Genomic DNA, 25,973 nt, shown 5'->3' on the forward strand with positions numbered 1-25,973 from the left:
GGGCGGACAACCGCGCGCCGGATCGGCGGTGCGCGTGGACGCCCGATCAGCTTCATCGGTGAGGTCCATCAGGCGATCCGGCGAGCAGGCGGCAATCCGAGCCGACTTGGCGACACCGGGAAGGGCGGCGGCCGGTTCAATGCGCGGGGCAGGGGCGCTGCAGCGGCGCTGACGTTGAAGGATCGGAGTGCGTGGAGCCGGGACGGAAGCGGCGGACGCACCCGCTCACGGCGGGTGGCCGTGAAGGCGCGTGTGGTCAAGCTGAACCCGCAGCGCGGCGCCGTCCGCGGGCGGCAGTTTGCCGGCGCCAAGGCGGTGGATGCGCATCTGCGCTATCTCGAACGGGACGGCGTGACCAGGGATGGCGAGAAGGGCCAGGTCTATTCGGCCGGGCGCGATGTGGAGGACGGCCGCGCCTTCCTGGAGCGGGGCCGCGAGGACCGACACCAGTTCCGCTTCATCGTCTCAGCCGAGGACGGCGGGGACTTGGCCGACCCGCGCCAGACCACCCGCGATCTGATGAAGCAGATGGAAGCCGACCTCGGGACGAAGCTCGACTGGATCGCGGTCGATCATCACAACACCGGCCACCCCCATAGCCACATCGTCGTTCGCGGCGTCACCGAGGACGGCAAGACCCTCAACATTGCCGGCGATTACATCGCCCATGGCGTCCGCGCACGGGCCAGCGAGACCGTGACCCGGGAACTGGGCCGGCAGAGCGAGCTGGAGGTGGCAAAGCAGCTTGAGCGGGAGGTGGATGCCGATCGCTTCACCCGGCTCGACCGGATGTTGGTTGCCGAGCAACAGGGCAGGGAGTTTACCGACCTGCGCCCCGACCTGGACATGCGCGATACGCTCCGCCAGAACCAAGCACTGCTGATCGAGCGGGCCCACAAGCTGCAACGCATGGGGCTGGCGACCGAAGTCGAAGCTGGTCAATGGATCGTGTCATCGAAGGCCGAGCCAACCCTGCGAGAGCTTGGCGAGCGCGGCGACATCATCAAGGCCATGCACCGGGCGCTGGAACGCGAGGACCTGGTCCGGGATCGGCCTCCCGCAAGCTACGTCGTGCACCGCGAGACCACGACCGAGCGCATCGTCGGCCGGGTGCTCGACAAGGGGCTCGGCGGGGACGAGATGGGCGAGCGGGTCCGCCTGGTGATCGACGGGGTGGACGGCCGCGTGCATCACATCGAGATGGATGCCACCCGGGCCGAGGACGTCGGTCGGGGCGTGATCGTCGCAGCCGGCTCCGCCCCTCCTGGGCCACGTGCCACCGACCGCAATATCGTGGAGGTCGCAGGCCAAGGGGGCGTCTATCGCCCGTCCGAGCATTTGGAGCGGGCACGCGTGACCATCGACCGTATCGGGGGGGATCCGGAGGCCTTTGTCCGCTCCCATGTCCGCCGGCTGGAGGCGCTGCGCCGGGCCGGCCATGCGGAGCGGATCGACGCGGATCACTGGCGTGTTCCTGCCGATCTCCCGGAGCGTGGTCAGGCCTACGATCTGGCGCGGGATCGCGCCAACGTCCGGATCAGTGTGCTGTCTCCAACCGGCCTCAACCAGCAGATCGGCCATGACGGCGCGACCTGGCTCGACCGCGAACTGGTCTCCCGCCAGCGCACCGCACTCGCTGGCGAAGGGTTCGGCCAGGAGGTGAGGGTGGCACTGGAGCAGCGCAAGCAGGCGCTGGTCAACATGGGCCATGCCACCGACATTGGCACCGGCAATATCCGAGCACCCAGGGACCTGCTCCAGCGCCTCGAGACCGTCGACATCGAACGATCCGGCAAGGCGCTGGCCACTGAGCGCGGATTACAATGGCGGCCCGCGGTTCCCGGTAACGGCATCAGCGGGCAGCTTGTCGGCTCAACTCAACTGTCCGCCGGCCGGTTTGCGATGATCGAGAGCCTTAGTGGAGACGGCGGCCTTGGCTTCAGCATGGTGCCGTGGCAGCCCGTCCTCGACAAGCGCATCGGGCAGCACATCTCGGGCATCGCCACGCCAGGCGGCGGGGTCGACTGGTCATTCGCACGGTCGCGAGGATTGGGGCTGTGAGCGGAGTGGTGAAGGCGCCACGCATACTTGTGCCTGCCAAACTCCGATCGCCGATTTCCCAAAGCGGGAAGAAGACGGGACACTATGAAGGAGATAGAGCTGGTGGGCTCGTAAACCGACTAACCCAGCGGCAATGAGCCAGGCCCCATGAGTTATTGAATTTGTTTCTATAACTCAATAAAATATCATATTTTGAGCTATAGAAAGGAGTTCTATACCTCATGAAGTGGAGCTGGGAACAGCCTGACTGGCCGAATTTCTTATATGAATCAAAGGCTTTGGCTCCGCTGGAGCAGTCATTTCTGGTCCAATCCGGTGAGTTCGTGGGCGCCTGCAAGCATATCGGCGCGGGCGATCGGGAGGTCCTAAAAATTGAGCTCATCAGCGAAGAGGCGGTTAAGACCTCCAAGATTGAAGGCGAGATCCTGAATCGTGACAGCGTTCAGGCATCGCTGCGCCATCAACTCGGCCTGGGTCCACAAACGCCGAACATCGATCCGGCGGAGCGCGGCATCTCTGAGATGATAGTCGATCTCTATCGCAACTTCGCTAATACGCTCAACGACGCAACCATGTTCGCCTGGCACAAGATGCTGCTCGCGGACGACAAAAAAATCAGGGTCATTGGAGGCTATCGTACGCACGAAGACCCGATGCAGGTCGTCTCCGGCCCTGACTACAAGCGCATGGTGCATTTCGAAGCGCCGCCATCCAAGCGTATGACGGATGAGATGATCCGCTTCATCACCTGGTTCAACGACACCGCGCCGAACGGCCAGACGCCGCTGCCCGCGCTCACGCGCGCTGGCATCGCGCATCTCCACTTCTTGTGTATCCACCCATTTGAAGACGGCAACGGCCGTATCGGACGCGCGCTCGCCGAGAAATCGCTCGCGCAAAATCTGAACCAGCCCAGCCTCATCGCGCTTGCTTACACCATCGAACGTAAACGCAAGGACTATTACGCAGCGCTTGAACGCAACAATAAGGAGCTCGAAATCACAGCCTGGCTGACGTATTTCGCCAACACTATCCTCGAAGCTCAGCGAAACACCATCGAGCGCGTCGACTTCTTCGTCGCCAAAGCGAGATTCTGTGAGACCTTCAAAGGCCAGCTCAACGAGCGCCAGAACAAGGTCATCACCCGCATGTTCAAGGAAGGTATGGACGGATTCAAAGGCGGCCTGTCGGCAAACAATTACATCAAAATCGCCGATACTTCACGCGCCACTGCCACACGCGACCTGCAGGACCTGGTTGAGAAAGGCGCGTTCACTAAGACGGGTGAGCTTAGGCACACACGGTACGCATTAAGTCTTGGTGAGGATAGGCGTGGGCAATAGTAAGATGTACGCGCAGTAATATGAAGACTTGTCAGATGTGGTCGATCTTCTGGTCGCGCGTCACGCGGATATTCTAGGCATTTGCAGATTTGTTTCGCCGATCGGCTGACCTGAACAGGACGTCTCGACCATCGCCATGCCTGGCTGTGGAATTGACCGGTCAATCGCATGATCGCGAGGATAGAGCTATGAGCGGAGTGGTGAATGCGCTGCGCAGAGTTGTGCCCGACGACTGTCGGTCACGTGCTCCGGACCATGCGGACGAGTTCGGCGATCGAACTGGTACCCAGTTTGGTGGATATGTTGACGCGGTGCGAGTCAACAGTCCGATGCGATATATTCAGGGCATTTGCGATTTCCTTGGTTTCTAGGCCAAGGCAGATCATGTCCAAAATCTCGCTCTCGCGAGGCGTCAGGGTTGAAAGCAAGGCTTCGGCGCCCTGGCGCTCGACGGCCGCATCGAGCTGGCTCTCCATTGCGGAGATAGATGCGAACAGCGTTTCCGCTGGGACCGGTTTGGTCAAGAAGTCCGCAGCACCGGACTTAAATGCGGAGCGGCAGGCCGCAACGTCGCCATGACCGGTGATGATCGCCAATGGCCAATTGATTCCGCGCTCCAGCAGGCGCTGATGGAGATCCATTCCACTGACCTGCGGCATTTTCAGATCGACCAGGAGGAAGCCTGGCCTGCTGGGGTTGACTTGCGCCAGAAAAGATTGCGGGTCAGCGAAGGTCACAGCGGTCATTTGGTGCGCGCGGAACAGCAGTGAAAGACCCTCTCTCACCGCATCATCATCGTCGATGAGATAGACCGGGTATCGCGAGATCATGCCCCTGATCCTTCGTTGGGCAACTGGATCCGGAAGGTTGCGCCGCTGTTGTTGCTAGCGGTGATGGATCCTTTGGAGCGTTCAAGCAGCTTCGCACAGAGAGAGAGCCCCAATCCCATGCCGTTCTCTTTGGTGGTGAAAAATGCCCGAAACAGATTTCTGAGAACATCCTCGGACAAACCCGGGCCATTGTCTGCGATCTCGATGATACTTTTGTCGTTCTGACTGAATGTCCGGACATGGATCTTTCGATTGCCGTAAAGGTCGTCTGTCAGTGCATCGATCGAGTTTCTGAGGACGTTATGGATGACCTGTTCGAGCTCGATGGCCCCCACGACCGATCTGGGTGATGGTGAGGCAAGCTCGACGAAAAGGTCAATGTTGCAGTCTTTCAGTTGATGCTCCACAAGTTGAATCATATTGAGTACAATTGGATTGAGTTCGTGCGGCTTGAGGTCAGTATCCTTGCCAACGATGTATTCGCGCATTCGATTGAGAATTCGCCCGGCCCGCCGCGCCTCGCGCGCATTTGCGGTTAAGACATGTCTTACGAGATCCTGGTCGAGATCCTCTGTTCGACCCAACGCTGCCAGGCCAGCCTCGCTCTGGCTAAGCAATGCGGTCAACGGCTGTGTGAGCTCGTGCGCGATCCCCGACGCGAGCTCGCCAACGGCATTGATGCGGGATGCTTGGACTAGGCGATTCTCGTGTTGCAGCAGTTCCACTTGTCGTCGTGCGGACAGTTCCGATTTATAGAGGCTGGCGGAAATCGCCCGCTGACGCATAGCAAAATGAAGCGCAATCAGTGCTGCTAGTGAGACGATTGAGAGAAGAGCTATCTCGCGCCAGTTCAAGACGTCATCAAGTTCGACGTGTTTATTGATGCGGATCTTAAGATCGTGCCCCATGCGTTCAGGATTGAGGTCCGCCGTGAGCCAGGGCAGATACCTTGAGATGAAACCGTGATCGTGAGGAGGGCGCGCATAGACTGTCTCGTCTCCAATTCTTAAATTGAACTCAAGTTTTTCTGGCCCGTTGACGAATCGCACGAGTTGCTGAGCGTCGATGGTCAGCAGAATCGCAGAAGGAACGTTCTCATTTTCGATCTGTACCGCCAACACATAATGATCGGGTATGGCCGGAAGAGAGTAGACCTTTGGCGTGTCCTCGGGCTGTTTCGACATGAGGCTGAGCACTGACGCATAGTCGGACTCGGTCTTGAGCCTGTCGGTCTTGGAGGGAATGCTGATCCGTTCCGAGAGAGCTCCCGCTCTGCCATAGTCGGACTGGTAAAGCTGGATCCTATCGATCCTGGGAATCGCTGCCATGATGGCACTAGCGATCTGCGTGAATGATGGGTCGGTGTTGCCGTCGGGCAATTTTAAGACGGCCTCCAAGGCGTGCAGATTTGAGACGTGCTGCGCAAATCGACTCGTGAGGTGCATTGTTACGGAGTGCGCTTCGTTCGCGAAATCGTCTCGCAATCTATTGATTGAGATCGACGTAACGAGCCCGACGATCAAGAGATTGACGCAGACCCATTGGAGGAATGGCGTGCTGAGGAGGTATCGCTTCAAACCAGTAAACCAACTTGCTGTTCAAGATGCGCATCGTCTCACCAGGAGCGCGCCGCCGCGGCCTGGTTTACACAGCCTCGTTGAATCGATCCCGATTACACGAGTCGCCGTGATATTGGCTTTTCCAAAGGGCAACGGAACTAGTTTTGTACGCTATCTCCCGGATGAAACCAACGCCGCGGTTTGGCTTTTGCGTGTAGTGGGTTGAGCCATCGATATCAGGGTAACGGATCGGACAAGTTCTAGGAGGGCGACAGGCTGATCTCGCTATCGAGCGGGATGCAATCTCGTTAACGATTGCAACTGGATTCTTCCGGATGCTGCGGTTACTGGCCAGGATGTGCTGCGCATTAGCCTGCGGTATCCCAGTGGGCGCACGTTGTCGCCACTTCTTGCCTAACCGGATCCCTGAGCCGCCGCGTGCAGCCGTCGCCTTTGACCAAGGGGGTTCTAAGCGCGACTTCGTAACCGTTAATGGCCGATGGGCCGGCCCAGAAGCCTTAGGTCATAGCGCCGTTGCACAGATCCCGTTTCTGCGAGTCCATCGCGTGGCGACGCGAGGAAAGGGCATCAGCTGATCTCGGTACCATTACGGATTCCGGTGTGCCGCGCGCCTGTGACAAAACGCGTCCAGAGGGCGCGCCGGCGCAAGCCAAGAGTACCAAGGGACCGATATCGTCGGTGTAATCAGTTATCGGTTTAGTCGTATGTGAGAATCCACTGACGCCACCGCTGTGAACGCGGCCGGCGATATGAGGCAGACGTTATCGATGAACGATGCAGGCGTGGCGATCGGAGACGGGCTAGTCGAACAACTGGTTAATGTTTCGGTTGGTCCGCAGGAACTCAACCGGTTGACCACCCTGGTGACCGCCTTAGTGAATCGCGATGAAGGGCCAGCATTGATTGTCGACACTCGGATGCGCCTGGTCGATGCCAATAAGACCGCTATGGATATCTTCTCTAACGACGGGATTTTACGGCTTCGCCAAGGGCGGGTCTCGTTTTCTTGTGTCCGGCTATCTGACGAAATCGCTCGCTCGGCCGCTTCAGCGGCGGCGATAGCGCAAAGCCATCAGCACGGACATATCGATGGCGAGCACCACTGGCTTATTTCGCTGAGACGCATTCCGTCGACCACCGCCAGCGAACTTAGGGGCGGAGATGCGAATGTCCTGGTGATCATGAGGGATTTGCGCGTTCGCAAAGCCGATGCAGATTACGGTGCGCTTCGATCGCTCTATAGGTTGACTCCCGCTGAGATGCGCCTCTGCATTTCAATTGTGCGCGGCGGTAGCCTTTCGGACGCTGCGGCCAGAATCGGCATCACATACGAACACGCGCGGCAGCGGATCAAGGTCATTTTCCAGAAAACGCAGACAAAGAAGCAGGCCGAGTTATGTGTCTTGCTTGGCCGGTTTGCAGTCTGCGCTTCGTGTGGGTCCTTGATCGAATGGGTGGCAGACGTTCTGCCGTTCATTTAAGGCGGCATAGGTTTCGGCGGCGCGGACCGGCCCGAACGGAGAGGCGTTTCATGGTATTCTCTGGAATTTGCAGTGCTGCTCGCGGCGGTAGCCAGGATGAAGAATCGTGGCGTGCCGTCTGGCGTGAGAAGTTGCACTTCATGCTCCCAATTGGGAGGTTCGCACGCTACCGGATTGGCTAGGGTGAGCGCGGTTGACGAGTGTCTCCCATGCTCGAAGACCTGCCGGTCGCGGCCGCTTGACTAAGACGCAGCCCCGAGGCGTCGCGACCGGCATTCCGTTTCTTAGAGATGACTGCGGTCGCCACTTTATCTAGCCACGATAGTAGCCATTTGGCCTGCGAGCGTGGGGTGTCTCTAGATCGCAGCAGAACTTACATTGAGAGCGGGACGCGATGCATAGGGACATGGACAAAAGCGAAAAGTTCGCGAAGCTAATCGACTTGCTCGTACAACGGCACATGGAACTGCTGCGACCGGTCTTTCACCGGGGCCATCGGAACGGGCTATCGTCAATGCTGGCGAGCGTCGGGTCGCTATCCGATGCGTCCGCCGAGCAGATCGCTGCCCTGGTCGAGGCAATCCCGAAGCTGCTGACCGACGAGCACGGGGTGGGGCTCGATGAGCAGCGTATTGCGCAGGGCTACGCCGAGATGGCGCGACAGTTCAAGGAATTGCACTCAATCAAGCAGCTTCCGGCAAATGTGGTTGCGCTTGCGCAATGGAGGTCCTGAGGCGCGAGCCGATGAAGGACGTTTTCGGAGCGAGCCGCGGCCGGCGTAGTGGCTCGCAGTCGGATCTCCGCCAGTTCACAAGAACGGAGACCTGTCGAGCAAACCTCCAAGAACCTCCAGCGATGTCCTGCTGGAGGTTTTTTCTTGAGCGCAGCAATGGCTGGTTGCTCGGTCAAGCGGTCAGGTCGTCGCGTGACCATGTTGATCTCGCGTAGTGCTCAAATAGTTTTTGTCGCAGCGACGTCGCAGTCGGCGTCCCTCCCGATTGGGAGTGTTGCGCGTTGTGTAACGCGATAGCGTTCACGACGACACGTTTCGAATCTGAGTTGGTGTCTGACGTCGTGTTGGTGAAGCGACAGCGGAACGGCAGCAGAAAGGCGGCGAGTTGCTGCGGGCACAGATGCGCTGACGTCGAGCAAGATTTAGGTAAGGTCTGTTGATGACAAAGTACTCTGAGTTCGATGTATCCCATGAGTCCCGAGTGATACCACGGCCGCAATTGGATGACGCTGAAGTGGATCGTCCGGAAGAGGGGCATCCCGAAGGATTAGTTGCTTGTTTTGTTGGCGCTTTGTCGGGAGCGATTATGGGCTTTCTGTTTGCGGGTAAGATATCTCTCGCCGCGGGCGTCTTCATCGCACTGATGATTGGTCTGATCATCGGTTGGTGGGCGCGAGGTACGCCTGCGGCTCCCTTGACCGAGCGCTGACGATGAAGCCATCGAGAGCCGGTCCAGTCTGTCGACGAACGACGTTCAATCGGTGCGAACAATGACGTCACGGCTGAAGCCGTCCGACCCATCCCGTGGCCCCAGAGTGGGCAACCCATCCGGGCGGTGTGGTTGGAGGCCGCCGCCTGGTTCGTCGTGATGGATCCCTCCAGGGCCGTCGGACTTGCGCTGAACTCGAACGGCAGGCCCAACGTGATCATTGCCCTCACAGGCGTCAGAACCGAAGGTCGCGGCTTCGCCCGGGTCCGGTGTTGGGGTCCCATATGAATCAACTGCCGTCTGTGTTCGGCCGGCGCAGGCTCAAACCGGATCAGAGTTCGGCTGATGATTGGCCGGGCTCTTCAACTTCTGCCGGGGCGGTTCCGCCGGCGAGGGTTGTGTTCGGGAAGCGCTGCGGATCAGATCCGGGACCGGGCGACGACCTCATGGGTCGACCGCACGAGACCGTTAAATTCACCACCATCGCGAGGGCCCGGCTGGAGGCGGTCTGCAAGGATCTCCGTGTGATCTATCACAATGAAGCTGCACCCGAAGCCGCCCCGCACTTCCGCGTGATAGTCGACCCTGAGCCGCGTCTCCTGATCGGCCGGCACGGCGTTGTCACGCTTGATCCGAAGCGGGGAGTTTTCGTCTTCGCTATCGATGGACGCAAGCTCGGGATGGTGACGATCGAAACGGCGAGCGAAGAGTGGTTGGTGGATCACATCATCTGCCATCTCGCGCTCGACCGGGGCGTACATCTGTCCGTGAGCACCTATGGCCTGATCTCGAATCTCGTGGGCGGCACGTTAGCTGACGTTGAGCGCAGCCTGATCCTAGCGACCCTGCGCCATCTTCACTTCAACCGTACCCGCGCCGCTGCTATGCTCGGAATTTCGATCCGCACGATGCGCGAAAAGCTGAGGTGCTATCGGGATGAAGGCGATGGGCAACCAGATGCCCGAGTGGGGTACGACCTCTTCCGTTTGCGGCGTCCTGCGCCGCAACGCGATTGAAAGGGCCAATGTCAGTAGCTGCGGGGGGATTGTGAGGTGATGGTGGGAATTCGTCGACGACGCGTGATCTCCGCGTGGTATCTGGTCACCGCGAGCGCGACGCTGCTGCCGCTCTCGGCGCTGGGTCAATCCGTTGTTGCGCCCGTTACGGAACGCTCCGGTCCAAGCGGCGGGGATATCGTCGGTTACGATCAGATTCATCATCCCGTTATCGGAAGGGCCGGAATGGTGGTGAGTCAAAACGAGACTGCCACGCGCGTCGGCGTCGAAATCCTGCGGCGCGGCGGCAATGCCGTCGATGCGTCTGTCGCGGTCGGTTTTGCGGAGGCCGTAACGTTGCCGCGTGCGGGGAATCTCGGCGGTGGTGGTGTCATGCTGGTGCATATGGCAGCGCGGGCCGACCGTCCGGCCGTCACTGTTGCGATCGACTATTACGGGATTGCGCCACATGCCCTGACCCCGGGGCTGCTGCTCGATAGCCAGGGCAAGCTGGACTGGGGGAAGAATTGGTCGTTCAAGGGCGTCGCCGTTCCCGGAACGGTGGCGGGCTTATGGGCCGCACACGATCGATTTGGCCGTCTGCCCTGGTCAGCTGTCGTTCAGCCTGCGATAGATCTGGCTAGGCAGGGCGTTGCGCTCAGCGACGACGAGGCCAAGGCGACCGCAGACCAGGCCAGCGCGATGGCGCGCGACAGCGGTGCCCGCGCGGCATTTTTCAAACCCGACGGCAGCGCGTACCGGCCAGGCGAGATCTTCCGCCAGCCCGACCTGGCCTGGACGCTGACACAGATTCGCGATCGCGGCACCGATGGCTTCTACAGGGGACCGGTGGCTGAGAAATTAGTCGCTGCGATGGTTGCGAACGGCGGGATTATCGATGCGGCCGATCTTGCGGCCTATCAGGTCCGTGTCCTCGAACCGGTCTGGTCCAGCTATCGTGGGCACCGGATCGCGGCGATGCCGCCGCCAGCCTCGGGTGTCAGCGTGATCGAGGCCCTGAACATCCTCGAGACTTTCCCGGTCGATCGGATGGGGTGGGGGAGTGCCGCCAATCTCCACTCTCTGTCGGAGACGCTGAAGATTGTTGCCGCGGATCGCCGGATGGTGAACGAGGGACAGACGAGCAAATCCTATGGCGCGGATCGCGCTAAGCTGATCGATCCCGACGTCTCCCTCGATGCGAAGAAGCTGGTCGACGGCAACCCGTATCTGGCCGAGAGCCACAACACGACTCATTTCTCGGTCGCGGATGCGCAGGGCAACGTGGTCAGCAACACCTACACGCTCAGTGCTTCCTATGGTGCCCATGTGGTTGCACCAGGCACGGGATTCCTGCTCAACAACTCGCTGCAGAACTTCGCGTGGGGCGAGCGTTCCAACAGTTTTCCAGCGACCGCACCCGCACTCAGCAAGCGCGTGAGTTCGACGATCACGCCCCTGATCGTCTATCAGGGCGATATGCCATGGCTAGTGACCGGCACACCGGGCGGTGACACGATCATCGCGACCATGGTGCAGCTGCTATCCAATGTGATCGACCACCGTCTCAACATTGCGGAGGCGGCTGGGCGTCCGCGTCTGAATCAGGGCGGCGGCGATGCGCCGCTCGAACTCGAGCGTGGCTTTTGTCCGGATGCGGTGGCCCTGCTCGAGGCCAAGGGCCACAGGATCAAGCCGTCTCTGACCATGGGCAGCACGCAATCGATCATGATCGAAGGAGCTCGGTTCCTGGGCGCGGCTGACACGCGACGCCCGGATGCCCTCGCGCTCGGGGTCGACCGGGCAATGGACGCCGGCGCGACGGACAACAGTTGGCAATGAGCCCAACAACTCAAAGTTCAAGATGATTTCACCCAAATCACGCGTGATCTGGGTTCACTGAAGTCGTGAAGAGCGGTTGGGAATCACGGATGTCGCTATACGAACCAACGACCCCTCGGGGATTGAGGCGTATTGGCACAGACGTTTCGAGGCCAAGCGGGCCAACGGGGAATGGTTCAAGCTTGACCGCGCCGATGTCGCCGCGTTTAAGCGGCGGAAGTTTCAGTAGCTTCCACCGCGAAGGGAATTTCTCGGCGTTTCTGATGCCTGTGATGCCTATACCGTTCAGAAAATATTGCCTTTTCCCTTACTGATATCACCGGCATCATGTCCCCCTCTGTGAGACAGAACTGTGGGACGTTTCCATGCCTTCCTGCGCCTTCGATACCCCGGCGAAGCGCTCTCGCCTGAAGCCGCGCAAGAATCCCTACTGGTTTGGTGTAAGCGGCGGTCGCGGGGGTTTGCCGCTTGGGTTTCGTCGGACCGTCAAAGGCGAGGGCGTTTGGGTTGTCAAGATCGTTCTCGACGGCCAGCGCATCGAAGAGCGGGTCGGCAGGCCCGATGGCGGCCAGGCCAGGCCATGCCAGGCTCGCTTAGCTTCGCGCGGGCGACCGAAGCAACCCTGAATTGGGGGAAACAGCAGGCGGCCTCAGTCAAGGTTACGAACGAGGCTGCCGCCATTCGGAAAATACCAACAGGCGGCTTGCCGTCGAAACCTACGTCGACATGCGCAAGGCGCGCGCTGGTCGAAGCGGCTCGGAAGGCTCGCTCCAACTTCATGTCATGAACGACCAGGAGCTTGCGGCCCTCAAGCTGGGCCGGCTCGAGGCTCAGAATATCTTGGACTGGCGCGCAGGCCTGCCGAACGAACTTGAACCGTCGTCGAAAAACCGGATCTTGAACGACCTTCGAGCGGCCCTAAACGCAGCCGCCGTGGGACCGAAGCCGAGTCCGTCACGTCTTCGCCGCGGCGCCAGCCCTTGACGGATGCACAAGTTCGAACCGCCGTGGAAGCTGCATTCTCGCCTGAAGTCGACCCGGATGGCGACTTCGGCCGGCTCGTTCTTTCAGCCGCGGCGACCGGCGCACGGTTTTCGCAAATCGCACGCCTCTCCATTCTTGATTTCCAAATCGAGAATGCGCGCATCATGATGCCCAGCTCTCGGAAGGGCAAAAATCGCCAACCAGGGGCGAGCGTGGCCGTCCCCGTGGGCATTGACGTGATGGAGCGGCTAAACCGAACCATCGACGGGCGCGGCGACGACGAACCGCTGCTGTTGCGGTGGAGCTATCGGAAGACCGGCGGCCCCGGCAATTGGACGAAGGACAAGCGCCAAGCCTGGCGCCGTGCCGATGAGGTCGGCGAACTGTGGGCGAAGACGGTCGCTCTCGCGGCCATTCCGGCCGACACGGTCATGTACGCTTTGCGCCATAGCTCGATTGTCCGACGCCTGAAGAAGAACCTGCCTGTGCGGCTCGTTGCGGAACTGCACGACACGTCGATTGAGATGATCGAGAAGCATCATCGACATGACGGAGGATCTGGCGCGCAACACGCTGATGGCATTCGATAGCCCTCAGACGCTCCAAGCGGCCGAGTGAAATCAACGGGTCCCGCTTAGCTTCGCGTCAGGAGAAGCCCACCAATTTGACTGGAGCCAGGAAGTGGTTCCGTTGAACGGCGCCACAGCCCTGGTTGAATCAACGGCCGATTAGGTCACGCTGGGTCCGAACGCTTCTCGCGGGCGGTCGTGAGGTTGCATTCAGCTTCAAGCCAGGCCAGGCCCTTTAGCGAACCGTGTGGCTCTGATTACGGCCATCCACTGCCGTTGCTAACGCGGGACCAGCGGCAGAACCCGGCATAAGCGCACGAAGCTGCCTTCTCAAACGTTGGACCTCGCTATAGAGCTCCCTCACGTTGTTCTTATCTGAAGTCACGGCTTCGCTGGTGCCATAGGCGGAAACAGGTTTCATCAAATACTCCAGGCAGCAAGACGAACGAAGTCGCCACGTCGAGTATATTGGCGCAACGACTTCGCCATGGTGGTCCCGGACGATGGGCAATGTCCGATGGACGCAACCTACGCAGTTGCGAAATTTGCACAAATGGAGTCGCGGGTTAAGCTTGATGCTGGAGAAAAGGATTAAGAATCCCGCGGATTTACGGATGTGTTGCAAGACAGCAGCGCAGCCCGAGCCCGTGCGTCGATCCGTGTGCTGAATGATAAGTCGGGCTGGTGGCTTCCTACCGGTTGCGTCGCGTTTGCAGAATTTCGATAGCTATTCTCGAGCCTCGGGGCGAGCCGCGGCAACCGCAAAAAAGCGAAAACCCCGCCTGGGGGAAACGGGGTTTTCTTATGGGCTTTGAAGCGTGGTTGGGGACCAAAAGGGCGCTTCAATTGTTGGACAATTGATGCCGGAGAAAGGTTCAAAAGAAAACCCGCAGGCTGGATGCGGGGTTTTCCCAGTTGGCTGGCGAACTGGGGACTCAGGGCGTGAGCCGCCAGCGGCGCTGGGCATGCCGCCGGCGCGCCATGAAGATGATGGATACCAGCTAAACGGGCCGTCAATCCGCATCTGTGCGCGGTGCCTCGCCGATACCCCAGAATGCAACGGCCCCCGCTGAGGGGGTCAGCGAGGGCCAATGCGGCTGGGTTGGCGCGCTGTGGGCTTAGCGCCGGTTACAATTCGACGCCTGTGCACGCCGGGAGTCGAGCCCAATGATTGGGCCGGGGCGGCCATGTCAAGCAGTTATCCCGGTAATCCACAGGCGCCAAAGCGCCAGCTCAAAGACAAGCGAGCATCGGATGGGTTTTGATCCCGTGGGTTAACTCTCGGGAGGGAGACTTGACCGGACAAGGCAAACGACGCGTTTCGCTTTTAGATAGATTGGTGGCGTTCGCGCGGATCAATCGCGAAGCCGCCGAGAAACTGCCACCGGGAGCGGAGCGAGACGCACTTCTAGAGAAAGCGCGCAAAGCCGATGAGACTGTGGAGATTGAAAGATCGGGGAAGGGCCGGCGGAATTGAAACTGAAGGCCTCAGCGATGCCCGCCGCGACAGGGGTAAGTCTGGCCCATTTGTGAACCAGTTCACAATTGTGCGGCACGGCAGATGCTATTGTTGGGCTCTGCTGGGGATTTCAGGGGCCCAGTTGTGGGCGCCGTCGGGACAGCTCTTTTCGAGCCCGGCGGCGTAGCTTTTTGGGCGCTGCGGGTGATTTCGAAAAAAAATCCAGAACGCGGCCTTCTCCGGGTCAGCGTAGGGGCGCGCTTCGGTGAATCTCATTCGTCATCTGGCTCCGGCTTTGTTGTCGGATGGTCCGCGGCCTCCCCGGCTTTCATCCGCCATTTTCGACCGTCTCGACAACGTGCCGCCTTGCCGACGGGTCTTTAATCGAACGCAACGCCCGTAGGAGACGGAATGCGTCCGCTGCGCCCTTAGACTTCTGCTCCTTCGACAAGACCGCTCCCATGATCCGAAACCACTTACGGCATTAGGGCGCTAACGCGCAAAATTTGGCCAAAAACATCGTTCGCCGTTAGGCGGCCATCCGGCAGGGATATTCCGCGCGCGCGTGGTGATGGACATCGTGCTCGGCGTGATAAGCCTGCATGTCGGCGGCGAATTGCCGTGCGGCCTCGGGCGGGATCTCCAGGGGCTTCCTGATGGGCATGTCTGGAAGATAGGTATCGGGCGCGGTCTCTGCGAATCCAACGGATGTTGAGTCGCGGTCACGACCAGGACAGCCACCGCGCAACTTGGAAGACGCCCAAGAAAATTGCGATGATCCAGCCGCTCATTGAGGTCATCCTCCCCCGATCTGCCGCTGCATTTCGCGCGTCGTAGTAGCGAACTCTTTCGCCTGCATGAGCTAGGCGGATACGAAGAATTGAATAGTCATCGTAGACAGGTTTGCCGCTCGAATTAAGTGATTTGAGTTTGGCTTGAACCCTCTCGTCGGCAAAGAAAGCCTCGGCCTCGGAATGTTTTTTGGCAGCTATGGCTAGGATTGGCTGGCGATCAGCTTCGACGACGAAAACTGAACGAGAGAAGGGCCCCTCGATCGGCGTCAACGAGCTCATTTAGGCGCGGCCCTTCTCGCCGAGAGATCCGTGGCGCAGTTCTGGTAAACGGACTGGTGATTTCGTTCGGACGCTTGCCACACGAGAAACCCGGTCAAGACAATGAAGGTGACGACCAGTTTGACCAGGAGATCGTCGCTCACGATCATCCTCCGGGCTTCTTCTTGGATCGATCCTTCCTGATCTCGCGAAACTCTTCCGGCCCCTTCACAAGGCGCAGCTTTCGGCTCTCCTGTTCATCCGGCGGTGCGCTTTTAGGAATGATGCCGTCGATGGCCTTGGCCGCCATTTCGCGCGCGCGCGATCTTTGGGAATCGCTGGGGGAGCGGCCATTCGGCTTCACCGTTAGGCCGAGCTCGATCAGCCGGCGGATGGTTTCGGAACGAACAATACCGTTAGCGACGCCCCACGCATCGATCCCGGCGATCAAGATTGAAGGCATGCGGACGACTATCTGTGGGTCCTTGCCTGTAGCAGGCCGCCCGCGGCGCTTTTTAGGCATTACCTTTATTGACTTCTTCATATTTTAGGCATTACCCTAAAAACGAGCCGAGGGGAAGGTTGCGACTTCCGCCCGGCTCTAACCCGATCAAGTTTCCCGTACCGAACCCATTCGCATCTCCGACGACGCCAGATCGTTCATTGTTGGAGCAGGAGTTCGCGGCAAAGCTCGAGCGCCTTGACCCACTCCAGCGAAGCTACATCGATGGCTATGCGCAGGCCTTGCTCGACGACCAGCGGAAGGCGCTAATGAACGCCACCGCACGGGAAGAGCGGGCACGACACCGTGCAGAGATCAGACGCCGGCTTGACCTGATAGCGGCAGCGGATGGACTGCCGCGGTCGGCGATCGCGAAGGCGAGGGGCGGCTCAGGCATTACGACCTCATGCGGTTCGCAGAAGAAAACCGCGTGGCGCTGGACTGGCCGATTTGCGGCGGTCCTACCGGGCTGGCCAGGATGATCGCGGAACGGAGAAGCCCAACATGAAGCGCCGTCGACGATCGCACCGGAAGCGGCTGGCCTCACACGCCAGGCGGCTGCGGGGGTGAAACGACAATGGCGCGGACCTGCAGGCCCCGCGCCTTTGTCTTCGCCGTTGTTCTGATGGATTTTGGTCTAAGAGCCCGCCGCTTCAACGTTGCGGTTTGGATCTTTTTTGGGTTCAATGCCCAAGTATTTGCGTCTTTCATGAACGTCCCCATTGAATTTCCTCGGCGTGGACAATGAGGCGAGATTGCAGCGGTGTGGAGTCCAAATTGTGCCAGTCCGCTAACGAAACCTCCGAGTGTTGCAAAACTGAGACGCTGACCCGACCTAGAGGCTTGAATTCACGGTGCGATCTTTATCCGGTTCTCGCGGCCTGTGGAAAGGCTGTGCATAGCCGCAGAGCAAGAACAACCGCGGGCGCCAACGACCCCGGCGATTGCCTAGCTCGAGACGTTGCGTGAATGCCGCGATACTGTCCCGAGGCGCATGGCTTTCTATTTGTCAAAGGGCAGAGCTTCCTGCCCCTCGAACCAATCGATCACTAGAATAGCATCCCGCGCCTGAGCATCTCGACCTCCAGATCGGCCGCGTGCTTCTTCCACTCCGGTGTGTCCCGCACCTTGAACTTCGGCTCGCCGCCGTCGCGCTCAGCTGCATCATCGGCAGCCAGCACGCCGCCAACGGCCGCGTACATCATGGTGAGGCTTTCGCCTGTGAAGGCCTGATAGTCCATCTCGGGGATCCTACGAAAAAAAAGGCCGCCGCGGAGAATTCCCAGCGACGGCTTTGACTCAATGCGCGTGACCACCAGAAGGTCGCAATAAAGGTGACCGCGACCGGTTAATCCGCAGTTACCGATCCGCTCGCGGTGACACCGCAACAGGTACGGCCCCAGTCGGGAGGACTGAGGCCGTGAGCTTAGAGTGTCGGGGTTGGGGGCACTAACACCCCGCTTCATTAAAGCTGAAGATGCCGCGCGCCGGAACCACTTCGCATCTGCCTGGCACCGCCTTTCATGCGAAGATGACGCTGCGCCGGTTCACCCAGCGATCTGCGCGCCCATCGGTGAACGCCTGTGTGCACCGATGGGGTCTCCGCAATCATGCTGGCGCGAAATTCATCGTAATGTAATGCGCGTTGGCTTTTAATCGGCGCATCGTTTTAACGTAATCATATTTTACGAATTGCCCGGCAGGTCCTTTCTGCGGGGCTTTTCGTTCCGTGAGCACTACTTAGGGGTACCAGCCGAGGCGAACTACCCCAACTCTCAGCAGGCGCTCAACTTCCTGCTCGTGAAGTGTCTGCGCGTCGCTCAATGCCGCCAGGATCTTTCGGGCTTCCCCGGCATTGTGGCGGTCCCGTTCCATATGCGCTATCAGCGCCTCTTGATGAGCTATGGAGCGTCTGCCTTCGGCAGTATCCCGGTGGGCGTGCACCGGGTCTTGCCTGAGATGGTCGCGGTCCATGCGCTGGGCCTCCCCAGCCTCATATGCCGATGCCGTAGCGTGCGAAGAGGAGCGATGTTGCCAGTCCCACAACGCAGAAAAGCGCAACGATGGTCAGCCATGACACGGGGCGTAACGCGACGATATTGGCTGTGGGCTTTGAAACTGCAATCATTGAAAACTCCGATGGTCAATGCAATGGGAGTGACGGTAGGGAGGGATTGTTGCTGGTGGATTTCGCGGATTGTTTCACTACTGCTTCACGGGAACCGACTTGACCGCGAATCCCAAAACGATGCGCCGCCGCGCTCAAAATACACGTCCCGGCAGCGGCCTGTTCCAGGCTGGGGCTCTATAATTGCCAGTACGTCTATATCAGCAAGCGGCGGGCCAGCGTCTGCGGCGATCGTCCGCGCGCTCCCGCTGATTCACCGGGACCAAGCAGCGGATAGTGGACCACCGCTGCCGCCGTCGATCCCGGCAAGCCGAACTGTCCATGCTGCGGCGGTCGCATGATCGTCATCGAGGTCTTCGAACGCGGTTGTACGCCACGGCATCGCCCGACAACTCCAACGAACCGCATCAGGATCGACACATCATGATCGCGCTTCAATTCCGCAAATCTGCTCGTTACGCTCGCCGGCTCTCGACCCGCCACGGCAGAGCGCGCTCAGATATAGAGTTGTCGCCTCAAATCGTCCGACAATTCATCGCGTGCGACCCCATCCGCAGCTCATTGGTCAGCCGCTCAACCGCCGAACATCTCGTTGTATCGGCGCGATTCCAATCAGTCGGATCACCCGTGGCGCTCAAATCGCCATAGCGCCTGCGGCACCGCCGCACGTTCCCCAAGCGCGCTTTCCTCCCTTGGAGGCTTTCGGACGCCGGCCGCCGAACTCGCGGCCACGTCATTCATGCGGCCGGCATCCGAAACCCTTCACAACATGCGACATGGCTACGCGAGACAGGCCTCGTTTGGTCGGTCGGACTACGAAAGCTTCGGTTCGGAAAGTTTGTAAATTTCAAGCACGTCCGCCTGAGAACCACGCGCCGCCTTTAGCAACCTGAACATCTGCGCGGCTAATCCGGCCATCGGCAACGGCGTACTGTGGGTTCGAGCTACATCCGCTATCATGTCGAGATCCTTGAGTATGATTGATACGGGACCAATCTGAGGTTCATCAGCGTCCTTGGCCATGCGGGGCACAAAGAGCTGCAACGGAATTGAATCCGCAAAGCCGCCAGCTAACGCTTCCGGAAGTCGGGAGGCGTCAATACCAGCATCTACTGCGAGCCGGGTTGCCTCGGCGAGTACCACCATTGAACAGGCCGCGACGATCTGATTGCATAGTTTCGTGGTTTGGCCGGCTCCAACATCGCCCATACGGGTGAGGCGCTGCCCCATCGCGAGGACGTAAGGCCTGACGCGCTCTATTTCGGTTTCCTGACCGCCCGCCATGACCGCTAAGGTGCCTTCCGCTGCGCCCTTGGGGCCGCCCGAGACAGGAGCATCAATCCAGGCCATGCCGTTTGCCACCTTCAATCGAGCTGCTATCGACCGAGTACTATCCGGGTGGATCGAGGAAAGGTCGACGACAATTTTTGGTGGACATCGAACCGAGGCAATACCATCGGATCCGAATACAACCTCTTCGACAGCAGCCCCGTCGGTCAGGCACAAGAATACAATCTCGGCTTTATCCGCAACTTCAGCGGGGTGTTTCGCAGCTTTCGCTCCAGCTTTCTCGGCGGCGATCACTTTATTTGAATCAAGATCATACACGTATACCTTATGGCCGGCTGCTATTAACCGACTGGTCATGGGCAAACCCATGCGTCCAATGCCGATAAAACCCAATTCTGCGGTCTGTTGTGACGATTTAATCATTGAGACTCCCTGCAATTTCGATGTTTAACTAGTTTTAGCGAGTCCTGCGCGCCGTGGTCCCTGCTTGCAATGCCTCCTTTTGGGTTCGATCGACCGATGGCGTCGAAAGCGTAGAAATAGTCGCATTGCCAACCGCCGCGGCCTGCAAATACTTGTCTTCTGACACGAGACGGTATCGCGAGTTGCCATGAGAAGACCACCGGTCTTCTGACTTAGCGGAAGGGAAGCCTCTTGACCTCGCGTCCGCATCAGCCGCAACATCCCTCGAAGAGGCCGCATTATGTTGCCAACGACAAAATATGCTCAAAGTGGCGATATTTTCATCGCTTATCAAGTCAGTGGAAGCGGCCCGATCGACATTGTGTTCGCGCCAGGCTTTATTTCTCACCTTGAACACATGTGGGAAGATACGCGACATGCCCGATTTTTTCACGGGCTAGAATCGTTCGCCCGCCTGATCCGTTTTGACAAGCGTGGCACCGGTCTATCAGACCGCAGCGTGGGCTTCCCCACACTGGACGAGAGAATCGATGACATCCGCGTCGTTATGGATGCCGCTGGGTCTAATCGTGCGGTGCTATTAGGCATATCCGAGGGTGGCGCGATGATTCAACTTTTCGCAGCCACCTATCCCGAACGGGTGAGCGGACTTGTGCTTATAGGGTCTTACTCGAATGCAAAAAACTCGATCCCATCTTACAAAGACCCAAAGCTCGCTGAAGCACAAATCCTGGCAAGCTGGGGCACGGGTGCATCTTTACCTGATTTCGCGCCCGGTCTGGCTCGCGATCCGGAATTTAGCGATTGGTGGGCACGCTTCGAGCGCCTTTCTGCCAGTCCGTCGGCCGTCATCAAACTGCGTCAGATGAACAGTGAAATAGACGTTACGCCCGTGCTCTCCAGCATACAGGCTCCGACGTTGGTTATTCATCGAGTGAATGACGTTCGCTGTTCGGTGGAAAACGCCCGTGACATGGCTAAGGCGATACCGAATGCCAAGATGGTGGAATTGCCGGGCAAGGATCATCTTGTTTGGCTTGAGGAAAGCGGGGCTGTGCTCGCTGAAGTTCGAAAATTCGTAAACATCGCACAAGAACCGTTCGAACCGGACCGCGTCCTTACCACAGTCCTTTTCACCGATATCGTTGACTCCACGCGGCAAGCTGCCGCTGTCGGAGATACGGAGTGGCGATCAGTCCTTGACGCGCATTTCTCGCTCGCGCGCAGTCAGCTGCGGCGGTTCCGCGGACGGGAGGTAAAAACCCTTGGCGATGGCATTCTCGCAACTTTTGATGGACCGGCTCGCGCCGTGCGATGCGCTCAGGCTATCGCGAACGGCGTTCGGCCACTTGGGATTGCCGTTCGCGCTGGCCTTCACACCGGGGAAGTCGAAATTCGCGAAGACGATGACATCGGCGGGATTGCCGTCAACATTGCGTCCCGCGTGAGTCATCTCGCGGGGAGCAGCGAGGTTTGGGTCTCCAGCACTGTCAAGGATCTTGTTGCGGGCTCCGGGTTGATATTTGCCGACCTCGGCCCGCGCGCCATCAAGGGTCTCGAAGAAGAATTGCGTATCTTTCATGCTTTACGCTGAGAAGCCGGAAAGTTCTATCTAACGTACCTCTCAATGGTTAGAATGCCCGATTTGGGTCATTCGGTCACTTTGACAGCAAGCGGGGAATTTCTGGTCTTCCCCAATAAGCGGACATGCGCCGCGCCAATCGGGAGATCTCAAACGGGCCAACAGCGGAAAGTTCGACTGATATGTTTCGAGGTTACTTGCTGTGTTCGCCTGCTCGGTAATCTTTCTTCAGGAACAGGAGCAGCGCCGAATTGACCTCTTCGGATTTCTCCTGCTGCGTCCAGTGACCGCAGCCTTTGAGTATTACCGTTCCACGCAATTCTGGAACGTGCTGTTTGAGGTTTGAGATCAACTGGGACATGCCCGGAAATCGGTAAAGTAGGTCGCGGTCCCCAACGATGTACGTTGCGGGCACGATTATCTTCGCGCTAGCCCATGGAGAAAGCAGACTCCAGTTTCGGTCCACGTTGCGATACCAGTTCAAGGCACCGCGAAAGCCGTCGCGCGTAAACTCGCTAACGGCCAAATCGACGTATTGTTGGGTGAGCCAAGTCGGCAGGATTGACAGAGTCGCTGCCGGAAACAAGCGTCCGATTTTCGGCACCATTCCAGCGTCGTAGAGCGGATTGCCCGGCTCACCATCACCAGAGAAACCGATCATCGTGTTCACGATTGCGGTTCGGACGTCTCGCTCATATTCGCGCTCTGCTACTCCCGGCTCCTGGAAATAAAGCTGGTAAAACATCGCGGCTTCCGTCCGTGGCATCACGCTGGTTGGTGGTGCGGCACTTCGCGGGCGGAACGGCACGCTTAAGGCCGCGATGGCCCTAAAGACGTCTGGCCGCAACAGGGCGGCGTGCCAAGCAACCGTTGCGCCCCAATCGTGACCGACGATGGCGGCATCGTCGTATCCGAGCGCGTTAACGACGCCGACCATATCACCGACGAGATGAAGCAAGGTGTACTGCTCGATATCGTGTGGCTTGCCGGTCCCACCGTAGCCACGCATGTCTGGCGCGACCGCGTGATAGCCTGCCTCGGCAAGCGCCCTGATCTGATGCCGCCAAGAGTACCAAGACTCTGGGAAGCCATGACAGAGCAGCACTAGCGGACCGGTGCCGGCCTCGGCGATCTGCTGGGAGATGCCGTTGGCCACGATGGTGCGGGTGGAAATATCCATTGGCAGCCCTCCAAGGTTCAATTGGTCCGCGCCCGTTCTCCGGATCGGTATTTTACCTGACCATCAAACCATAACCATCCCGGCCCGAACCAGCGCAAAAGTCCGAAATGGGTCAAACTCGGAAGTAGATGGCCCTTCGGCTCAAGTCCGCGAGACCCCAGTGAGTTGACATCCGCAGAGGTCCGAAACGGGCCACAATCGGATGTCGCCGCTCAACAGGTGTATTCGACCCGATTAGTGCTCGACGCCGCGCTTCGTCAAAAGAGAGGGTGACGCATATAGGCGAAGCGGCCGGTCTTGATTCTCGATTAATTCGCAGATGACCGATCCGACGCTGTCGTAGCCAACTACACGAAGCACTTGTTTGCTAGAGAGGACTTTAACCAACGTCCCGCTTTTCCATTTGATATCGGCCATTTGCTTACGATCTCAATCTTTGGATCAAGGTTTGTACATGAGCTTTCTAAGAGTCCCGTCACGATTTCGCTCGCATTCTAAGTCGGAGCCAGCTCAGTCTATTAATCAATCCCATGGGCCGTCCCAACGCGCAGATCTCACAGAATCGATCTGGATTTGATTGACGAATTATGAATACGATCGGTCCACTCTCTTTGATACTCGGGTCAAAAACTTAGAATTTGATCTTCATGCTACGTCCCAAAAGAGGCGAGGGACCAGTGCGCACCCATGACTTGCAGGATTTGGCCAGCCGTCGAATGCTGTCGGCGAGTCATTGATGCCTGCCTGCGCGGGAGCACGCCGCGCGATCCTGAAAACTGTTGTCGGCATTTTCAGTAGGTAGGCGCTGGATGCGGCCCGCGGCAGAAAAAGGGCACTTATGAGCGATCGGATCAAGATCATTTGCTCAAATTGCCGGAAGCCTTTTTCTGACCGAGCCAATCGGATCAAGAACGGCTATCAGGTTCAGTGTCCTAATTGCATGCGGCTGATCACCTTTGACAGTAGCTCGGAAGATCCCAATATTCGGCGTCCTTTGAAGGCTGCTAGGGACATTCGTCATGCGGCGGAGGATGCCCTCGTCAGGGCTGGAATGGCCACTCAAGAGCCGAAGCGCGACAGGGGTTACTAACGTGGCTGCCAGGCCTTCGAGACTTTAAATTAACCCTGCGCAGCGACGTGAGGGGGCCTCTCTCTAGGATGAGACGAGATATACTTTATCTTTAAAATATAGCTGACTTGATCTCAGCATTCAGGTTCGCAAGAAACCACCAATGCTTGGAAATGGCGACTATACGGTTTGGTACCAGACTACAGAAGGCCCGGGCACGGGCACGCTGCACCTCAATGACGGCGTCTTAGAAGGGCGAGACCTCTTTTTCTCGTACTCGGGCACCTATCGCCAAGACGGCGATTTGTTCCACGCTGTCCTCCGAACCCAACGGCACACACAGGGACAAATCACGCTGTTCGGAATTGACGGCGTCGAATTGATCCTCGAAGGTCGGTCGACCCAAACAATGGCATCGTGCACGGGCTCCGCAAAGCAGCAGCCCGACATACGGTTCGGCGCGACGCTCATGTTGATGCAAGAAACTGATCATCAAGCGGCTAAGATAACTGAACTGGTTCAGCCGCTCGATTTGAGCAAGCTGCCACAGAGAAAATCACGGTAGGGGCAGCCTCGGCGTCGACGTTCTCGCCCGGCGTCAGGTCGCGGCGGATCAGGTTACAGCGAGCGCGGATAGCAGCAATTTAACACCCAAGTCAGCTCCAGCGCACGCCGGCAAAATCAAGGTCTCGCCAGACGAGGTGGCATTTGCGGGCCGTCCGGAAGTTATCAAACGATAGCTCGAAATCCGCAGGCATAGCGCCGATATCACGAAGGCGAATGCTTGCGCCGTGATCGGTCGCGTCGCGGACTGTGCACGAGAGTGTGCCGGTCGACTCCACGAAGAACAGTGCTGCGCCATGGTCAATTCGCGTCCGGTGGACTGCTCGCCGTTCCGGCCTTGAGCGCCGCTGGATTTCTTCGATCGAAGACAGCGATATCACCCTTCAAATGTCGTGAGGCGCTTGTAAATCCAGCGTCTTCCATTGAACCTGCGCCAAACGCGGCCCCAGACTAGTCGTCCTGTAATCGTGCGCCTGGGAACTAGCACGGTCCACACGTGCCAACATTCTTGCCAAGCCGGCTGTGGGGTCACGGCCATTTACTCAGCCTGAGCTTCGCGTGAACAATTTGAGCTTCGCATCCGAGCGAGCAATTGCACCGTCATGTAATCGGCGCTCCTTGGCGTACACGCTCGCCCGCGTTATGCCTGCGACGACCAGCGAGAGGAGGGCGATCCACGTCACTGTCGCGAGTGACCTCGACAAGATGTTGCGCATTTTTCATCGTCCATTTGGCCAACGAAGCCGCCGCGCCGAGTATGTTGGCGCGACGACTTCGCCATGGTGGACCCAGACAGGGGGACAATTGTCCGATGCAGGCAACCGTAGTTGTCGAAGCGCGACATGCAACTGAAGTCGCTAATTAAGCTTGATACTGCGCTTGGCGGTTAATTCTGGAACCGAGGAGCGGCTGCGATCGGAACGATCGCCGTTTGGCGCTGCTCTTGCATGGCCCCTCAAGCCCATCGACCCGGACCGGGTCTGTTTCAGCCTGAGGCAACCGTTATGAGCCAAGCGTTCCACTCTGAAATTACCGGGTCAGTGCAGCTACAGGCGCTACTTGCAGACCTCAACTGGAGAGTTCAACTCATAAGTTCTGATATCGCGGAAGAGGAGCAATTATCCTCAAACCTCGATGAGGTCGGCGCTTTCTGCTCGACGCTAACGGAGCATTTGAGATCGCGTCGCGACAATCTCACACGAACGATCTCTATGTTGGAGAGGCAGTTGGCGGCGATCGATCCCTGGGCACGCGCGGCGTAATCAACATCGGTTTACGAAGATTTGGCGGAAGCCCCAATGGATAAATTGGACGCGGTACGCACTTACAACGGCCGCGCTGCAGTGTTCCCGCGATTTGGGGCGCCCGGATATGTTGTGATCGCCGCCCTAGGCGGCGAAGTAACTATCGAGCATGAAGCATGGATGCAGTTGCCGCTGTGGCGGCCAACGCCGGTCGACGCGCGACGTCAGGTCGTTGACCTTGGTCAGTTGGACCTGAGGGAAGTAGTGCTTAGCGATCAGGAGAAAGCAAAGCACGCCGCTAGTGACGGCGGCGACGGTGACACCGTTCCAGAAACTGTAGAGCGTGCCGACCA

The 25,973-nt window shown here is 58.8% G+C and carries 20 protein-coding genes and 1 pseudogene; 11 read left to right on the plus strand and 10 right to left on the minus strand.

The genetic code is table 11. The features are described from left to right. The coding region (locus UP10_RS41500) for a DUF3363 domain-containing protein (RefSeq protein WP_050044074.1) at positions 1 to 2,061 on the plus strand (2,061 nt) is incomplete at its 5' end. Positions 2,062 to 2,282: 221 nt separating this feature from the next. Further along, complete coding sequence (locus UP10_RS41505) at positions 2,283 to 3,404, plus strand: Fic family protein (RefSeq protein WP_044592940.1); 1,122 nt, start codon at positions 2,283 to 2,285, stop codon at positions 3,402 to 3,404. A gap of 239 nt (positions 3,405 to 3,643) precedes the next feature. Here UP10_RS41505 and UP10_RS41510 read toward each other — a convergent pair whose 3' ends face one another. Beyond that, positions 3,644 to 4,234 (minus strand): response regulator transcription factor, encoded by a 591-nt coding sequence (locus UP10_RS41510; RefSeq protein WP_044592941.1) that lies wholly within the window; start codon positions 4,232 to 4,234, stop codon positions 3,644 to 3,646. Then, positions 4,231 to 5,613: a sensor histidine kinase gene (locus tag UP10_RS41515; RefSeq protein WP_197087030.1), complete on the minus strand. Its 1,383-nt coding sequence runs from the start codon at positions 5,611 to 5,613 to the stop codon at positions 4,231 to 4,233. Before UP10_RS41515 ends, UP10_RS41510 begins: the two co-directional genes overlap by 4 nt. A gap of 968 nt (positions 5,614 to 6,581) precedes the next feature. Here UP10_RS41515 and UP10_RS41520 point away from each other — a divergent pair. The 6 genes from UP10_RS41520 to UP10_RS41545 all read left to right on the plus strand — a co-directional run bounded on the left by UP10_RS41520 (position 6,582) and on the right by UP10_RS41545 (position 13,148). After that, positions 6,582 to 7,295: a helix-turn-helix transcriptional regulator gene (locus UP10_RS41520; RefSeq protein WP_156180782.1), complete on the plus strand. Its 714-nt coding sequence runs from the start codon at positions 6,582 to 6,584 to the stop codon at positions 7,293 to 7,295. 406 nt (positions 7,296 to 7,701) lie between these two features. Further along, positions 7,702 to 8,028, plus strand: a complete 327-nt coding sequence (locus UP10_RS41525; RefSeq protein WP_156180784.1) for a hypothetical protein — start codon at positions 7,702 to 7,704, stop codon at positions 8,026 to 8,028. A 439-nt stretch (positions 8,029 to 8,467) separates the two neighbouring features. Then, positions 8,468 to 8,737, plus strand: coding sequence for a hypothetical protein (locus tag UP10_RS41530; protein WP_044592945.1), 270 nt, complete (start codon positions 8,468 to 8,470; stop codon positions 8,735 to 8,737). A gap of 284 nt (positions 8,738 to 9,021) precedes the next feature. Continuing rightward, a complete protein-coding gene (locus tag UP10_RS46880; RefSeq protein ID WP_082077570.1) occupies positions 9,022 to 9,753 on the plus strand; it encodes a helix-turn-helix domain-containing protein in 732 nt (243 codons plus the stop codon). A gap of 39 nt (positions 9,754 to 9,792) precedes the next feature. Next, complete coding sequence (ggt, locus tag UP10_RS41540; RefSeq protein ID WP_082077571.1) at positions 9,793 to 11,574, plus strand: gamma-glutamyltransferase; 1,782 nt, start codon at positions 9,793 to 9,795, stop codon at positions 11,572 to 11,574. Between the two features lie 980 nt (positions 11,575 to 12,554). Beyond that, positions 12,555 to 13,148 (plus strand): site-specific integrase, encoded by a 594-nt coding sequence (locus tag UP10_RS41545; RefSeq protein ID WP_082077572.1) that lies wholly within the window; start codon positions 12,555 to 12,557, stop codon positions 13,146 to 13,148. Positions 13,149 to 15,115: 1,967 nt separating this feature from the next. Here the strand turns inward: UP10_RS41545 and UP10_RS46445 are convergent. From UP10_RS46445 to UP10_RS41565, 5 genes are all read right to left on the minus strand, one after another. Continuing rightward, complete coding sequence (locus UP10_RS46445) at positions 15,116 to 15,250, minus strand: hypothetical protein (RefSeq protein WP_283807727.1); 135 nt, start codon at positions 15,248 to 15,250, stop codon at positions 15,116 to 15,118. Positions 15,251 to 15,308: 58 nt separating this feature from the next. After that, positions 15,309 to 15,659 carry a hypothetical protein gene (locus tag UP10_RS41550; protein ID WP_044592946.1) on the minus strand — a complete coding sequence of 117 codons (351 nt, stop codon included), beginning with the start codon at positions 15,657 to 15,659 and terminating at the stop codon, positions 15,309 to 15,311. Then, the gene (locus tag UP10_RS45025) at positions 15,656 to 15,802 is read right to left on the minus strand and encodes a hypothetical protein (RefSeq protein WP_156180786.1); all 147 of its coding nucleotides are present in this window, start codon (positions 15,800 to 15,802) and stop codon (positions 15,656 to 15,658) included. Before UP10_RS45025 ends, UP10_RS41550 begins: the two co-directional genes overlap by 4 nt. A 2-nt stretch (positions 15,803 to 15,804) precedes the next feature. Then, positions 15,805 to 16,182, minus strand: a complete 378-nt coding sequence (locus UP10_RS41555; RefSeq protein ID WP_044592947.1) for a hypothetical protein — start codon at positions 16,180 to 16,182, stop codon at positions 15,805 to 15,807. A 1,007-nt stretch (positions 16,183 to 17,189) separates the two neighbouring features. Further along, positions 17,190 to 17,381, minus strand: coding sequence for a hypothetical protein (locus tag UP10_RS41565; protein ID WP_245322230.1), 192 nt, complete (start codon positions 17,379 to 17,381; stop codon positions 17,190 to 17,192). Between the two features lie 1,173 nt (positions 17,382 to 18,554). Here UP10_RS41565 and UP10_RS46885 point away from each other — a divergent pair. Next, positions 18,555 to 18,695 (plus strand): annotated as a pseudogene (locus tag UP10_RS46885) (IS91 family transposase); the annotation flags it as partial. Positions 18,696 to 19,081: 386 nt separating this feature from the next. Here UP10_RS46885 and UP10_RS41580 read toward each other — a convergent pair. After that, positions 19,082 to 19,981 (minus strand): NAD(P)-dependent oxidoreductase, encoded by a 900-nt coding sequence (locus UP10_RS41580; protein WP_044592951.1) that lies wholly within the window; start codon positions 19,979 to 19,981, stop codon positions 19,082 to 19,084. Positions 19,982 to 20,261: 280 nt separating this feature from the next. Between UP10_RS41580 and UP10_RS43810 the strand changes: the two genes are divergently transcribed. Beyond that, positions 20,262 to 21,575 carry an adenylate/guanylate cyclase domain-containing protein gene (locus tag UP10_RS43810; protein WP_082077573.1) on the plus strand — a complete coding sequence of 438 codons (1,314 nt, stop codon included), beginning with the start codon at positions 20,262 to 20,264 and terminating at the stop codon, positions 21,573 to 21,575. A 181-nt stretch (positions 21,576 to 21,756) separates the two neighbouring features. Here the strand turns inward: UP10_RS43810 and UP10_RS41595 are convergent, their stop codons facing one another. Next, on the minus strand, positions 21,757 to 22,743 hold the full coding sequence (locus UP10_RS41595; RefSeq protein ID WP_044592954.1) for an alpha/beta fold hydrolase: 987 nt from the start codon (positions 22,741 to 22,743) through the stop codon (positions 21,757 to 21,759). A gap of 1,232 nt (positions 22,744 to 23,975) precedes the next feature. Here UP10_RS41595 and UP10_RS41605 point away from each other — a divergent pair. Then, on the plus strand, positions 23,976 to 24,377 hold the full coding sequence (locus UP10_RS41605; RefSeq protein ID WP_044592956.1) for a hypothetical protein: 402 nt from the start codon (positions 23,976 to 23,978) through the stop codon (positions 24,375 to 24,377). Between the two features lie 1,387 nt (positions 24,378 to 25,764). Here the strand turns inward: UP10_RS41605 and UP10_RS45610 are convergent. Further along, a partial coding sequence (locus UP10_RS45610; RefSeq protein WP_044588569.1) for a hypothetical protein occupies positions 25,765 to 25,973 on the minus strand: 209 nt, incomplete at its 5' end.

This window comes from Bradyrhizobium sp. LTSPM299, from assembly GCF_000938235.1.
In the GTDB taxonomy this organism is placed as follows: domain Bacteria; phylum Pseudomonadota; class Alphaproteobacteria; order Rhizobiales; family Xanthobacteraceae; genus Bradyrhizobium.

Excerpts from the sequence above, each read along its gene's own strand:
- UP10_RS41505 (WP_044592940.1), top strand. The coding sequence starts at position 2,283 with ATGAAGTGGAGCTGGGAACAGCCTGACTGGCCGAATTTCTTATATGAA.
- UP10_RS41510 (WP_044592941.1), bottom strand. The coding sequence starts at position 4,234 with ATGATCTCGCGATACCCGGTCTATCTCATCGACGATGATGATGCGGTG.
- UP10_RS41520 (WP_156180782.1), top strand. The coding sequence starts at position 6,582 with ATGAACGATGCAGGCGTGGCGATCGGAGACGGGCTAGTCGAACAACTG.
- UP10_RS41525 (WP_156180784.1), top strand. The coding sequence starts at position 7,702 with ATGGACAAAAGCGAAAAGTTCGCGAAGCTAATCGACTTGCTCGTACAA.
- UP10_RS41530 (WP_044592945.1), top strand. The coding sequence starts at position 8,468 with ATGACAAAGTACTCTGAGTTCGATGTATCCCATGAGTCCCGAGTGATA.
- UP10_RS46880 (WP_082077570.1), top strand. The coding sequence starts at position 9,022 with ATGAATCAACTGCCGTCTGTGTTCGGCCGGCGCAGGCTCAAACCGGAT.
- ggt (WP_082077571.1), top strand. The coding sequence starts at position 9,793 with ATGGTGGGAATTCGTCGACGACGCGTGATCTCCGCGTGGTATCTGGTC.
- UP10_RS46445 (WP_283807727.1), bottom strand. The coding sequence starts at position 15,250 with ATGCCCATCAGGAAGCCCCTGGAGATCCCGCCCGAGGCCGCACGGCAA.
- UP10_RS41550 (WP_044592946.1), bottom strand. The coding sequence starts at position 15,659 with ATGAGCTCGTTGACGCCGATCGAGGGGCCCTTCTCTCGTTCAGTTTTC.
- UP10_RS41555 (WP_044592947.1), bottom strand. The coding sequence starts at position 16,182 with ATGAAGAAGTCAATAAAGGTAATGCCTAAAAAGCGCCGCGGGCGGCCT.
- UP10_RS41565 (WP_245322230.1), bottom strand. The coding sequence starts at position 17,381 with ATGGACTATCAGGCCTTCACAGGCGAAAGCCTCACCATGATGTACGCG.
- UP10_RS41580 (WP_044592951.1), bottom strand. The coding sequence starts at position 19,981 with ATGATTAAATCGTCACAACAGACCGCAGAATTGGGTTTTATCGGCATT.
- UP10_RS43810 (WP_082077573.1), top strand. The coding sequence starts at position 20,262 with ATGTTGCCAACGACAAAATATGCTCAAAGTGGCGATATTTTCATCGCT.
- UP10_RS41595 (WP_044592954.1), bottom strand. The coding sequence starts at position 22,743 with ATGGATATTTCCACCCGCACCATCGTGGCCAACGGCATCTCCCAGCAG.
- UP10_RS41605 (WP_044592956.1), top strand. The coding sequence starts at position 23,976 with ATGCTTGGAAATGGCGACTATACGGTTTGGTACCAGACTACAGAAGGC.